Annotated in this window: 10 protein-coding genes; 7 read left to right on the forward strand and 3 right to left on the reverse strand. The window is 73.4% G+C overall.

Annotated elements, in window-relative coordinates:
• Positions 1–62: 62 nt before the first annotated feature.
• The gene (locus ABZ478_RS08185) at positions 63–377 is read right to left on the reverse strand and encodes a DUF5955 family protein (protein ID WP_358936125.1); all 315 of its coding nucleotides are present in this window, start codon (positions 375–377) and stop codon (positions 63–65) included.
• Positions 378–506: 129 nt separating this feature from the next.
• On the opposite strand from ABZ478_RS08185, the gene ABZ478_RS08190 reads away from it, so the two are divergent.
• Positions 507–1,118, forward strand: coding sequence for a nucleotidyltransferase family protein (locus ABZ478_RS08190; protein WP_359546427.1), 612 nt, complete (start codon positions 507–509; stop codon positions 1,116–1,118).
• Positions 1,119–1,302: 184 nt separating this feature from the next.
• Complete coding sequence (aceB, locus tag ABZ478_RS08195) at positions 1,303–2,928, forward strand: malate synthase A (protein WP_359546429.1); 1,626 nt, start codon at positions 1,303–1,305, stop codon at positions 2,926–2,928.
• A 72-nt stretch (positions 2,929–3,000) separates the two neighbouring features.
• Here aceB and ABZ478_RS08200 read toward each other — a convergent pair whose 3' ends face one another.
• A complete protein-coding gene (locus tag ABZ478_RS08200; RefSeq protein ID WP_359546431.1) occupies positions 3,001–3,915 on the reverse strand; it encodes a HipA family kinase in 915 nt (304 codons plus the stop codon).
• A 239-nt stretch (positions 3,916–4,154) separates the two neighbouring features.
• Between ABZ478_RS08200 and ABZ478_RS08205 the strand changes: the two genes are divergently transcribed.
• From ABZ478_RS08205 to ABZ478_RS08220, 4 genes are all read left to right on the forward strand, one after another.
• A complete protein-coding gene (locus tag ABZ478_RS08205) occupies positions 4,155–4,712 on the forward strand; it encodes a hypothetical protein (protein WP_359546433.1) in 558 nt (185 codons plus the stop codon).
• A complete protein-coding gene (locus ABZ478_RS08210) occupies positions 4,712–7,615 on the forward strand; it encodes a M48 family metalloprotease (protein ID WP_359546434.1) in 2,904 nt (967 codons plus the stop codon). The genes ABZ478_RS08205 and ABZ478_RS08210 overlap by 1 nt, the downstream gene beginning before the upstream one ends.
• An 85-nt stretch (positions 7,616–7,700) precedes the next feature.
• Positions 7,701–8,252, forward strand: a complete 552-nt coding sequence (locus ABZ478_RS08215; protein ID WP_359546436.1) for a hypothetical protein — start codon at positions 7,701–7,703, stop codon at positions 8,250–8,252.
• Between the two features lie 6 nt (positions 8,253–8,258).
• Complete coding sequence (locus ABZ478_RS08220) at positions 8,259–9,512, forward strand: hypothetical protein (protein WP_359546437.1); 1,254 nt, start codon at positions 8,259–8,261, stop codon at positions 9,510–9,512.
• Between the two features lie 118 nt (positions 9,513–9,630).
• Here ABZ478_RS08220 and ABZ478_RS08225 read toward each other — a convergent pair whose 3' ends face one another.
• The gene (locus ABZ478_RS08225; protein WP_359546439.1) at positions 9,631–11,133 is read right to left on the reverse strand and encodes an IucA/IucC family protein; all 1,503 of its coding nucleotides are present in this window, start codon (positions 11,131–11,133) and stop codon (positions 9,631–9,633) included.
• A 123-nt stretch (positions 11,134–11,256) separates the two neighbouring features.
• Between ABZ478_RS08225 and ABZ478_RS08230 the strand changes: the two genes are divergently transcribed.
• Positions 11,257–12,762: an IucA/IucC family protein gene (locus ABZ478_RS08230; protein ID WP_359546441.1), complete on the forward strand. Its 1,506-nt coding sequence runs from the start codon at positions 11,257–11,259 to the stop codon at positions 12,760–12,762.
• Positions 12,763–12,771: the final 9 nt, after the last annotated feature.

Consider the following 12,771-nt stretch of genomic DNA (forward strand, 5'->3'; position numbering starts at 1 on the left):
CCGGAGGCCGGCCACCACCGGCCGGCACCCGGCGCCGAGGGCGTCGTGGACGGCCGGGGGGCTCACCTCCCCGGCGGTTCGCCGAACAGGTCCACCGCCGCCCGGACCTCCGTCAGACCGCGCGCCAGCGCGCTGACCGAGCCGATCGCGCCCGCGATCAGTAACAGGGAGCGGCGCAGGCGGGGCGTCTCCGGGATGCCGCCGGCGGCCATCGCCGCGAGTGCGGCCAGCTCGTCCTCGGCTATCCCCCGATCGTGGAAGTCCGCCGGGTGCGCGGCGAGTTCGCGGCGCAGCCGGGACACCGCGGTGCGCAGTTCCGCCACTCTCACGTCCTCGTCGCCGCCGGTCACCGGCCTCTGCTCCAAGCTCCGCGACACAGCCCTCCCCCTCACACGCCGTCGTGCGCGGGTCAGTAAACGCCACGCCGTCCGGGAGCGCCACCACGCGGACCGAAATTCAGCCCAAGGGGCCCGGGCGGCGCGGCCCGCGTCGGGTATGCAGGACGCATGACGGACAACCGGGACGGACACGGGGAGAGCATCGCCGGGCTGCTGCTGGCCGCGGGCGGCGGCAGACGGCTCGGCGGGCGGCCCAAGGCGCTGCTGGAACACCGGGGGCGGCCCCTGGTCGAACACGCGGTCGGAGTACTGCGCGCGGCCGGGTGCGGACGGATCCATGTGGTCCTCGGCGCGGCGGCGGACGACGTCCTGGACCGGGCGGACCTCAGCGGCTGCGTCACGGTCCGCAACCCCGGCTGGGCCGAGGGCATGGGCTCGTCGCTGCGCACCGGACTGCGCTCACTCTCCGGTACGGGGGTGCCGGCGGCCCTGGTGAGCCTGGTCGACCAGCCGGGCATCGGGCCGGCCGCGGCGGCCCGGGTGCTCGCCGCGTACGAGGACGAGAACTCGCTGGTCTCGGCCGCCTACGACGGCGTGCGCGGGCATCCGGTGCTGTTCGGCGCCGCGCACTGGGCGGGCGTCGCGGCGTCCGCCACCGGCGACCGCGGTGCCCGCGCCTACCTGCGGGAGCACGCGGCGGAGCTCCGGCTGGTGGAGTGCGCGGACGTGGCCGAGCCGTACGACATCGACACCGAGGCGGACCTGAGCCACCTTGAGTGAACGGGGTGGCACCGAGAGCCACCTTGCCTCGACCCGGAGATTCTCGACATCAACAAACCATTGAAGTTCCACGATGAGGAAACTACTATCCACTGTTCAGAAGCGTCCGATCACACAGCGGGCGCGAATCGTCCATTTCGTGCCACTTGGCACCCGGTGCCACCGCTGAAGGAAGTGACAGCTCATGTCCGCACCAGCGCCGTCTCCGCTGGCCATCGTCGACGCCGAGCCCCTGCCCCGGCAGGAGGAGGTCCTCACCGAGGCGGCGCTCGCCTTCGTGGCGGAGCTGCACCGGCGGTTCACCCCGCGCCGTGACGAACTCCTCGCCAGCCGCGCGGAGCGCCGCGCCGAGATCGCCCGCACCTCGACCCTGGACTTCCTCCCGGAGACGGCGGCCGTCCGCGCGGACGACTCCTGGAAGGTCGCCCCGGCCCCGGCCGCGCTGAACGACCGGCGCGTGGAGATCACCGGCCCCACCGACCGGAAGATGACCATCAACGCGCTCAACTCGGGCGCGAAGGTCTGGCTCGCCGACTTCGAGGACGCCTCCGCGCCCACCTGGGAGAACGTGGTCCTCGGCCAGGTCAACCTGGTCGACGCCTACACCCGGAACATCGACTTCACGGACCCCGGGTCCGGCAAGTCCTACGCCCTGCGCCCCGACGGGGAACTGGCCACGGTCGTCATGCGCCCGCGCGGCTGGCACCTGAACGAACGTCACCTCGTCGACGCCGAGGGCAGGCCGGTGCCCGGCGCTCTGGTCGACTTCGGCCTGTACTTCTTCCACAACGCCCAGCGGCTGCTGGACCTGGGCAAGGGCCCGTACTTCTACCTGCCGAAGACCGAGTCGCACCTCGAAGCACGTCTGTGGAACGACGTGTTCGTCTTCGCGCAGGAGTACGTGGGTGTCCCGCAGGGCAGCGTTCGCGCCACGGTCCTGATCGAGACGATCACGGCGGCGTACGAGATGGAGGAGATCCTCTACGAACTGCGCGACCACGCCTCCGGGCTGAACGCCGGCCGCTGGGACTACCTGTTCTCCATCGTGAAGAACTTCCGCGACGGCGGCCCGAAGTTCGTCCTGCCGGACCGCAACGCGGTGACGATGACCGCGCCGTTCATGCGGGCGTACACCGAACTCCTCGTCCGAACCTGCCACAAGCGCGGCGCGCACGCGATCGGCGGCATGGCCGCGTTCATCCCGTCCCGGCGCGACGAGGAGGTCAACAAGGTCGCCTTCGAGAAGGTCAAGGCGGACAAGGACCGCGAGGCCGGCGACGGTTTCGACGGCTCCTGGGTCGCCCACCCCGACCTGGTCCCGATCGCCATGGAGTCCTTCGACAAGGTGCTCGGCGACAGGCCGAACCAGAAGGACCGGCTGCGCGAGGACGTCCACGTCGAGGCGGCCGACCTGATCGCCGTCGACTCGCTGGACGCCAGGCCGACGTACCCCGGTCTCGTCAACGCCGTCCAGGTCGGCATCCGTTACATCGAGGCCTGGCTGCGCGGGCTCGGCGCGGTCGCCATCTTCAACCTGATGGAGGACGCGGCCACCGCGGAGATCTCCCGCTCGCAGATCTGGCAGTGGATCAACGCGGGCGTCGAGTTCGAGAACGGCGAGAAGGCCACCCCGGAGCTGGCCCGCAAGGTCGCCGCGGAGGAACTGGCCGCCATCCGCGCGGAGATCGGCGAGGAGGCCTTCGCGGCCGGCCACTGGCAGCAGGCGCACGACCTGCTGCTCCAGGTCTCCCTCGACGAGGACTACGCCGACTTCCTGACCCTGCCGGCGTACGAGCGGCTGACGGGCTGACGGGCTGACGGGCTGACGGGCTGACGGGATCCGGCCGCCCCGGTGGCCCCGGCGACTTGCCGGGGCCACCGGTCAGCCGAAGTGCGCCGCCCCGTCCTGCGCCACTCCCGGCCTGCCGTGCAGGTCGGGCACGTGCTTGAGCCAGTCGGGGCGGCCCTGCTGCCTCCTCGCCGCGCGGGCGGTGTCCTCGGCGGCCAGTTCCGCCCGGCTCGGGAAGTCGGTCGGCAGCCAGTCGGCCGACAGCCGCACCCGCTGCATCAGGTAGTCGACATAGGCGGCCCGGACGTCGTCGGGGGCCGCGAAGCCCGCGTCCTCGGCCAGCCAGGCGTCCGGCACCTCGGCGACGATCCCGCGCAGCAGCTCCTCGGTCACCCGCGGCGCCAGCTCCGCGTCGGCGGCCCGGACGTCGGGGCCGTACTGGCCGAGGGCATGGTGACGGAAGTCGTACCGCTTGCCCGGCATGGTGGTGTCCCAGCGGTGGTGGAAGACGAGGGCGGCGCCGTGGTCGATGAGCCACAGGCGCGGCGGCACGACGCCGAGGGTGGGCCACACCATCAGGTTGGAGCTGTGCACCGTCCGGTCCACGTTGACGGTCAGCGCGTCCAGCCAGACGATCCGGCCCGCCTCCAGCGGGTCCACGGCGAAGGACCTGGCGATCTCCGGTGTGAAGTCGGCGGCGCCCGGCAGGTGGTCCATGCCGAGGTTGACGCCCGCGCTGGCACCGTGCAGCTCCCGGACCTCCTGGTGGGGCTCTTCGGAGGCGATCACCGGGTCGAAGTGGACGAGGACCAGTTCGGGGAAGCGCAGACCCAGCGCCCGCGCGAGTTCCCCGACGATCACCTCGGCGACCAGCGCCTTGTGTCCCTGCGCGGAGCCGGTGAACTTCACGACGTACGTGCCGAGGTCGTCGGCCTCGACGACACCGGGGACGGAGCCACCGGAGTGCAGGGGGGCGACATAACGGGTCGCAGCGACTTCTCTCAGCATCTCTCCCCGCTTCCGGCCTCCGGCACAGGTGAGCATAGTAACCAAGCGTGACAACTGGAGGAGGCGCCGCACGGCGTCCCTTCTTCGCGCCCGCACTCACACCATCAGGTGACGACAGAACCACTCAAAAACCTACGAAGCGCCCTCCGAGGTCTTGCCCGGCAGGGCCCGTTCGGCCAGGGTGAGAGCCGGTGCGGCAGTCGGCCTTCGCGTGCCGGAACTGATCACGGGGGAGCGACATGGGTGCCGAAGCGACCGGGTCGGGCGGCCGGACCGTGGACGCGGGCGGGACACGAGTACGCGATGTGGTGCTCGGCGTGGTCACCGAGGTGGCTCCCGACGAACTGCCGCTGATGGCGGGGCTGGTCGGGTTCGACGACGCCACGGTGGTGCGGCGCCTCGGTGGACGTGGCCGGCGCGAGCCGCTGGGTTTTGGACTCGGTGAGGTCACCGCACTGGTGACGCCCGTGGTGTGGCTGGCGGTGGACCAGGCGGCCCAGCGGATCGTGGGCGCCGCGCTGGACGGCGCGGCCGGCAGAGTGAGGGCCGCGCTGCGCACCCTGTTGCGCAGGCCCGCCGAGGCCGTCACGGTCCCGCCGCTGACCCGTGAACAGCTGGCCACGGTGCGGGAGTCGGTACTGGAAGTGGCCGCGGAGCGCGGCCTGGAGGAGGAGCGCGCGACGACCGTCGCCGACGCGGTGGTGGCCAGGCTGGTGCTGGCCCGGCCGGAGGACGCCGATACCGACGAGCCGGCGGCCCCCGCCGACCCGGCCGACCCCGCCGATGGGGCGGCGTGATGGCCGGCTTAGCCGCCGGCACCGTCTCCGGGACCGGGGAGCGTCCTGCCCAGGCACGGCTCGACGAGCGGGTCCTCGCGGCCGGTACGACCCTGCGTTTCGTCCTGCTCCTGCTGTTGTTGGCGGCGGCCGGCGCCAACATGGTCCCCAGGGTCGTCCGGCACCTCCTCGCGTCGTCCGAGAAGGCCGACAAGGAGACGGGCTGCTGGCTGGCCGCGGGGATCGATCCCGGCGCGTCCCTGAACGCGGGATACGTCCAGTACACCCGGAACGCGACCGCGTTCAAGGAGTGCGCGGCCCAGTACCGGCAGGACTTCGACGGGGTGTCGCTCGGCCTGGGCGCGCTGGCCCTCGCCGTGGCCGTCGCGGTGTACTGGCTGATCCCGGTGTGGCGGACGCGGCGCTCCAAGGTCGTGTCCCTGGAGGCGATGGACGTACACGGCGGGCTGCGGCCGCTGCTCGACGAACTGGTGGCCGTCGCCGGCCTCACCCGTCCACCCCGTTTCGTCGTCGACCCGGCGGCGGCGTCCACGGCCGGTGCCGTCGCGTTCGGCCGCCGGCGCGGTCCCACGATCCGTCTGGACGGCGGTCTGGTCGCGACGAGCGACAAGCAGCGCGACCGGTTCCGTGCCGTGGTGCTGCACGAACTCGCGCACCTGCGCAACGGGGACGTCGGTGTCACCTACGCCACCATCGCCCTGTGGCGGGTGTTCCTCGTCCTGGTCCTGCTTCCCTGGACGGCGGTGTGCCTGGACATCCTCTTCTTCGCCGGAACCGCGGACGCCCGTGGCACGTTCGCCCCGTTCAACACGCACGACCTGGTCCTCGGCGGCCTGATCGTGCTGGCGGTCTACCTCATCCGTGCCGGGATCCTGCGCAGTCGTGAGATCTACGCCGACCTCATGGCGGCGCGCTGGGGCGCGAGCCGGGAGCCGTGGGAGGTCGCCGCCCGGCAGCCCTCGGGCGTGTGGTCGAGACTGCTCACCGCGTTCCTCGAACTGTGGCGGACCCACCCGTCCTGGGCGCTGCGCCGGGCGTCGCTGACCGACCCGAGGGCACTGTTCGCACTGGAGCGCCTGCCCCTGTTCCTCACCGGCCTCGCCGCCGACGTCCTCGTCTGGCACCTCGGAAGCCTGCCCGGTGCCGCCCTCCCCGCGAAGGCGGTGCTCATCGCCGGGCTCGTCGTGGGCATCGGAGGTGTCGCGCTGTGGCGCGCGGTGGTGTACGCCCTCCTCACCCGGCGGCCGGCCCCGTCGGGAGCACCCGTCGGCCTGTGGCTCGGCGCCGGCCTTGTGGCGGGCGAGCTGACCGGCCCGGGAGCGGCCTACAACCACTGGCTGCCGGCGCATCCCGAGGCACTTCTGATCCTGGTGGCGGCGCTGGTCCTGGTGATGGCCTGGACCGCGCAGAACGCCGAGTGGTGGCTCAGGTCCTGGCGCGGCCGCTCACTGGGCCCGGGCCTGTCGGCGGGCCTGGCGGCGCCCTCGCTCGCGCTCGCCTCCGTGCTGTACTGGTGGTACGTCGAGGGCCAGGCCCTCACCGACGGGTGGCCGTACACGACGGCCGGGCTCCTCGGCTCGTACGGCCTGCCGGGGCTTCCGCCGGTGCACATCGGCCCGCTGCTGAGGGTCGCCGCGGTGGTGGGCGTCCTTCCCGGCACCGACGCCTCCGCGGAGAGTTTCTGGTGGGCCGGTGTGCCGCTCTGGGCGCTCCCGCTGCTCGCGTCGGCGATCCGCCCGCCGTCACGCCCTCCCGAACGTCTCGCCGAAACGCTGCTGGAGACGGTCACGCCGCTCGCCGGGAACCGCCGCGGACCGGGCCGGCTCCTGGCCGCGGGGCTGGCCGGCGGGCTCGTCTGCTGGGCCGGGCTGGCCATGGCGCTGGCCCACCTGCACACGCCGGACCCGGCGGCCGTACGCATGACGGGCCCGTTCCAGCTCGCCCACCTGATGTGGCCCGTCCTGGTGATCTGCGGTGCGATGGCCGTGACGGCGGCCGTCGTCGCCGCCGTCACGGACACGGCATGGCTGCCGGCAGGGCTGGTCGCGGCGGGGATCACCGCGCTGCTGGGGGCCGGGGGCGCCTTCCTGCTGATGGCCACGGACGGCTGCCTCGGTCCGCTCGACACCATGACGAGCACGTGCGGTTGGCGGCCGCACGCGGCTGGACCACTGGTGCGGACAGAACTGCCGTACGTGCTGAGCCCGGGAATCCTGCTGGCCGGTACGGCCGCCTTCGCGGGCCGTGCCGCCGGGCTGCTCGGGCGGCGGCTCGGCCGGGCCGGGCTGCGGTCGACGGGGCGGCCCCCGTCACGACGGCCCCGCAGCCGGGTGTGGCAGCACGGTGCCCGGGTGGCGACCGTCGCGGCCGTGGCCGCCGGGATCGGTACGACGCTGTTCGCCGTCCAGGCGTCGGGCTCGCCCTCGCGCCCCTCCCGGTCGGCGGAGCTGATGCTGGATCAGTCGACGCCGGCACCCTCGGCGTCCCTGGCCCGGCTCGAGGGCCAGGCGTGGGCGGCGGTCGGCGGCCTGGACCGCGTCTACGCGTTCAGGTCGGCGGAGCGTGACATCACCCGTGCGTTCAAGGCCGCGCGGGAGTCCGCCTCCGACGCGGAGTTCGCCACGGCGATGGGGCAGTTGGGCACCGGGTGCGACGGGCTGGCCCGGGCGACGAAGCGAGCCGGCACGTACTTCACCGTGCCCGACCCGACCGGGCAGTGGATGTGGTCGCGCCTGCTGGCCCGTCACCGGCAGTTGGTCACCGCATGCCGTGAACTCGCCACGCGGCCCGGTTCCGAGACGGCCCGGGCCGCGACGACCGCGCGGCAGAACGCCGTCGACTCGACGGACGCGATGATCTACTGGCTCGCCGAGTCGGACGCAATTCGCCGCAAACCCGCGTGAAGACCCGGTGCACATCCTGTGATCGACCGCCGGGTTGCACGGCAGACGCATGGCAGCGCTGTAGTCACGCCACTACTGTCGGCTCATGGGCAACGTCAAAGTGAATATCGTTCGGCGGCCTCGGCGCCGATTACGAGAAGTCGCCGGACGCGTCGTGGTCCCCGTGCTGGGCGGAGCGCTCGCGCTGACCGCGTGCGGCGGCGACAAGGGCGACAGCGCCGAGGACACGAAGCCGGCCGAGCGCCACACCGTCGTACTGGAGGCCACCTCCGACTACGGCCGGCCGATGGTGATCAACTACTTCGGTACGGCTTCGGGGCCGAAGGGAATGACCACGATCGGCGGGAAGGGCAAGGGGGATCTGTCGGCGGCGTCGCCGTGGAAGGTCACGCTCACCGTGAACGGCAAGGACCCGTGGGTTCACCTGTCGGCCAACGGGACCGGCTGCGTCGGACGGGCGACCGGGGGCGACTCCTGCGAGACCGGGGCCATTCCCGACCGCGCGGACATCGCGGGCAAGGGCACCACCACCTGCCGTATCACCATCGACGGCAAGGTCGTGGCGGAGAGGTCGTACACGTATCCCACGATCGTTCCCGTCACCTGTCTCACGCCGCGCAGCGGGAAATCGGAGTGAGGGAACATGGCCGATGACACCGCGCGGTCCGTCCCGCCGGAAAACCCGCCGCCTCCCGTTGCGGGAGAGAACGACGACACACGGGAGAACACCGACCGTCAGCGACCGGCACCGCGGCGCTCGCGGCGGCGTGCCGCGCTCATCGCGCTGGTCGCCCTCCTCGCAGTCGTCGCCGGCGTGCTCGTGTGGATCCTCGGACCCGGCGACGGCCGGGAGGGCTCCGGTTCGTCCATCCGCGATGAACTCGCCCGCTCCGCGGCCCTGCTGCGGGGCGCGCCGGCGCTCCACTACACGGGCACCATCAAGGTCAAGGGGCAGGGCAAGGCCCGGCTGGACCTGACCGTGGACAACCCCGGGGACGCCCTCGGCACGCTGACGATGCCGGACGATCCCGCACTGGACTACGTGGGCGTCGACGGCAAGTCGTTCCTGCGCGGCAGCACCGAGGCGTGGCGGTCGTTCGGCATGGAGAAGAAGTCGCAGGTGCTCGCGGAACAGCCGCGACTGGTGGCGCCGGGCGTGTTCTTCCGCAAGGACCTGGGCACGGCTCTGGCGCCTCCGGCACTGGCGAAGACGTTGCTGTTCGAGGACGTCCCCGAACAGAAGATCACCGTCGGAGCCCCTGTCACCGTGGGCGATCACACCTGCACCCCTGTCCACGCCGACGGCATGACCGTCTGCCTGGGCAGGAGGGTTGAGGGCGGCGCCCGGTTCGTCGACCGCGTCAGCTTCTCCGGCAGCACGCTCGTGGCCGACATCGAGGCGCTGCCACGGAAGGCGGTCGACGGGTTCTCGCGCGACTTCCGGTCGAAGCTGACCATGACGCGCCGGGCGGTGAACGACCAGATCGACGTGACCCCCCAGATCCTGCACGACTACGAGGGCAAGTGCGCCCCGACAGCCTGTACCTTCACCGCTCGGGTGACCGTCACCTACCTCGGCGCCTCCACGGCCCCCGAGGCGTCCAAGGCCGTGCAGGTGAACTACGTGTGGGTCATCGACCGGGACGGAAAGCCGGTGACCGTCGGCCCGCGCTGCTCGGGCGCCGTACTGATCAAGCCGGGCGAGTCGACCGACCTGTCGTGCACCGCCACCGGTTCCTCGGTTCCCGCCGGCGGGCCGGCCAGCGGCGCCTACCACGGTGAGATCCACACGTCCGACGTCGCCCTCACCCGAGCCGAATACGAGCGCCTTGTGCGTCTCGCGGCCGACAACGCCGAGAAGGTCGCGGCCCTCCACGACCTGCCTTCTCCGCACTGATCCCCCGACTCGCGCGAGGACACCGGGCGGCGGAGCGGCTCCCCCCGCTGCGCCGCCCGGACGCCTGCCGGGACAGCGGTCACATCGCGCGGTGCGGCGCCGGCCGGGGCGGATCGGGTCAGCGGCCGGCCAGTGGGTTCGGCAGGGGCAGGTAGCGGGCGGCGGCGCCGTCCGCGCCGGTCCAGCGCAGCAGCAGGTTGGTCTTGCCCGGGAGGGTGGGCGAGGCGAGCAGGTCGGGGATCTCGGGCAGGTCGTGGCGGGCGAGTTCGCGGCGGGCGGCCGGCCAGGGGTCGAGTCCGGGGTGGTGTTCGGCGAGGGCCGCGGCGATCTCGGTGAGGTGGTTGACGACCAGGCAGTACACCAGCCGCTCCCAGCCGGCGGCCCGGGAGACGTCCGGGAGCAGTTTGACGCCCTCGGCGTCCCGGAACAGCGCCTGCACGGGCAGGCCCGCCGGGTCCACGGCGACCAGGGTGTTCTGCAGATGCGCCTCCAGGACGACGCCGTGATCGGCGAAGGCCGTCAGGGCGGGCGGCACGACCTGCCGCAGATACGCCTCCCACCAGGCCTGGGGGTCGGTGGTGGCGGCCAGGGGGCTGCCCTCGAAGCCCTCGGCCAGGGCGGCGGCGAGCAGCGGGGTGGCGGCGGGCAGGAGGTCGCCGCGCAGCCCGCCCCGCACCAGTACGGCCAGTTCCTCGAAGGCGAACGCGGCGGTGCGGTAGCCGCGGTCGGGCAGCCAGGCGGCGGGCGGACCCATCGCGGCGAACGCGCGTTCCACGGCGGTGCCGGTGCGGCGCAGGGCCAGCAGGTCGTGGCGCCACAGCCGGCGGATGTCGTTGGTGATGCGCACATCCAGGCTGAACTTCAGGAACAGGTCGCGCCGGGGCTCGTACACCGTGCGGATCGCCGCCGTGGGCCAGGTGTCGAAGGCGGTGGTGCCGAGCCTGATCAGCCGGCCGTCGGCGAGGGCGGGTTCCAGGTCGCGGGCGACGAGGTCGAGCTGCCAGGGGTGGGCCGGCAGCAGCCGGTAGCCGGGCGGGGCGGTACCGAGGGCGTCCAGGGCGCTGGTGTCGCCCTCCTCGGCCACCTGGTCCGCACGCACCCCGAGCAGGGCGAGCGGGAAGCGGGCGTGCGCCTCGGGCGCGTACGGCAGCCAGGTGGCGGCCGGGCCGCCGCCGCGGGCCTTCGGGGCGGGATGGCAGGGGTGGCCGGTGATCAGGGACTGCTCGGAGCGCAGATACGGGTCCGCGGGCGCCGCCGCCCGGGCGCGGGCGGTGAGCAGGGCGGCGACGGCCTCCCGGCTGTCGATCATCTCGGCGGGCAGGTCGTCGCCCGGCTGCCCGGTGTGCCGGCGCAGCTCCTCGGCGACCAGTTTGACCAGTTCGGTGTGGCCGAGGCGGTGCCAGGCCCCGGCCGCGCGCACCTCCGGATCGGCGGGCCGGCGGCCGGCCCGCACGCGCAGCAGCCGGCCGGTGCCGGGCAGCCGGTGGACCCGGTGTCGCCCGTCGGCCGGCAGCGGCTCGGCGACCTCCCGCAGCAGGCAGTTCAGCAGGGGCGCGGACGCGTACGCGTCGGCGCGCCGTCCTGCGGCGTCACTGGGAGGCTTGAGGTCCACGCGATCCATTCGTCCGTCGTCGGGGGCCGGTCGCGCCGGTCCGCCGTTACGGGTCCGGGGGCCGGTCGCGATCAGTATCTCTGCCGTATCCGACAATCGTGCCCCGAGCTGCCCTTTCCCGAGGAGCCGAATGTGTACGACTCAGCCACCGCGGAGGCCGGGATCGCCGAGGAGCTGGCCGCCGTCCGGCCCGGCCTGCTGCCCCGGTACCGGGCCGCGCTGCCCGGTGCCCGCGCGGCGGTGCTGACCCGGCTGTGGCGGGCCCTGGCGTACGAGCCGCTGCCGTGGATCTCCGGCCGCGCAGGCGGGGCCGACGGCCTGGCGCTGCGGCTCGCCGACGGCCGGCACCTCGAGGGGCCGCCCGCGGACCCGTACGCGACCGGCGGGTACGTCACGTCCGTGCGCCTGGGCCGGGAGCGCTACGACGACCCGGCGCGGCTGATGAGCGACCTCGCGGTGCCGCACGCCTCCGGTTTCGCGGGCGAACTGGCCCACAGCGCGGCTTCGCTGGCCCTCTCACGGGCCGGCGCGGACCGCTCGGCGGACCGGCCGGAACGGGACTGGGAGTGGGAGCAGCGGGTGACCGACGGGCATCCCTACCATCCCAACTGCCGTTCCCGGCCCGGTTTCTCGGTGGCCGACCAGCTCGCCTACGCACCGGAGCATCGCCCGGTGGTGGAGCTGGGGACGGTACCGGTGCCGGCGGAGCAGTGCCTGCTGTCGGGCGAGTGGCCGGAGGAACTGCGGGACGGAGGGCGGCTGTTGCTGCCGGTGCACCCCTGGCAGGCGGACCATGTACTCAAGCGGCCGTACGACCCCTGGCGGGCCGCGCGTCCGCTGCTGTCCCTGCGGACGCTGGCCCTGCCCGGCGGTCCGCACGTCAAGACCGCGCTGAGCGCCCGGCTGACCTCGTCGGTGCGGGACATCTCCGGGTACTCGGTCGAGGTGGCGGCGGCCCTGTCGGCGTTCGCGACGGACCTGGCCGGCCGCACCGGGGGCCTGCTGCACATCACCCGCACGCTCGGCGCGGTCACCGCGCACTCCCCCGATCTGGCCGCGCTGCTGCGGGAGTCGCCCGCCGTCCACGCGGGCCCCGGCGAGCGGGTACTGCCGGTGGCGGCGCTGCCCTGCACCGGCCTGCCCGAGTCCCCCGCCTGGCTGGCGGACTTCGCCCGGCTGGCGCTCACGGTGGGCTTGCGGCTGCTGGACCTCGGAGTGGCCCTGGAGGCGCACGGCCAGAACCTCCTGGTGATCCTGTCGGCGGACGGCACACCGGTGCGGCTGGTCTACCGGGACCTCGCCGACATCCGGATCAGCCCCGCCCGGCTGGCCCGGCACGGCATCGCCCCGCCCGCGCTGACCGGCCGCCTGGTCACGGACGACGAAACGGCCCTGCGCCGCAAGCTGTTCGGCTCCCTGGTGGCCGGCGCGCTCGCCGGTACGGCGGGCTCGGGACCGGCGCTCGGGGCGGCGCTGGCGGCGGCCGTGCCCGCGCTGCCGGACACGGCCGACCTGGCCGCGCTGCGCGAAGCCCCGCTGCCCGCCAAGGCGCTGACGCTGATGCGGCTGTCCCCGGAGACCCCGGGTGACCAGTGGACCGCGCTGCCGAACCCGCTCGTTTTGGAGCCCGGCGCCTGAGATCAATAA

The sequence above is a fragment of the Streptomyces sp. NPDC005706 genome, assembly GCF_040631045.1.
GTDB lineage: Bacteria > Actinomycetota > Actinomycetes > Streptomycetales > Streptomycetaceae > Streptomyces.

Bases quoted from the DNA above. Each gene is read 5' to 3' on its own strand.
- ABZ478_RS08225 (WP_359546439.1), bottom strand. From the start codon at position 11,133: ATGGATCGCGTGGACCTCAAGCCTCCCAGTGACGCCGCAGGACGGCGC.
- ABZ478_RS08200 (WP_359546431.1), bottom strand. From the start codon at position 3,915: ATGCTGAGAGAAGTCGCTGCGACCCGTTATGTCGCCCCCCTGCACTCC.
- ABZ478_RS08210 (WP_359546434.1), top strand. From the start codon at position 4,712: ATGGCCGGCTTAGCCGCCGGCACCGTCTCCGGGACCGGGGAGCGTCCT.
- aceB (WP_359546429.1), top strand. From the start codon at position 1,303: ATGTCCGCACCAGCGCCGTCTCCGCTGGCCATCGTCGACGCCGAGCCC.
- ABZ478_RS08220 (WP_359546437.1), top strand. From the start codon at position 8,259: ATGGCCGATGACACCGCGCGGTCCGTCCCGCCGGAAAACCCGCCGCCT.
- ABZ478_RS08215 (WP_359546436.1), top strand. From the start codon at position 7,701: ATGGGCAACGTCAAAGTGAATATCGTTCGGCGGCCTCGGCGCCGATTA.
- ABZ478_RS08205 (WP_359546433.1), top strand. From the start codon at position 4,155: ATGGGTGCCGAAGCGACCGGGTCGGGCGGCCGGACCGTGGACGCGGGC.
- ABZ478_RS08190 (WP_359546427.1), top strand. From the start codon at position 507: ATGACGGACAACCGGGACGGACACGGGGAGAGCATCGCCGGGCTGCTG.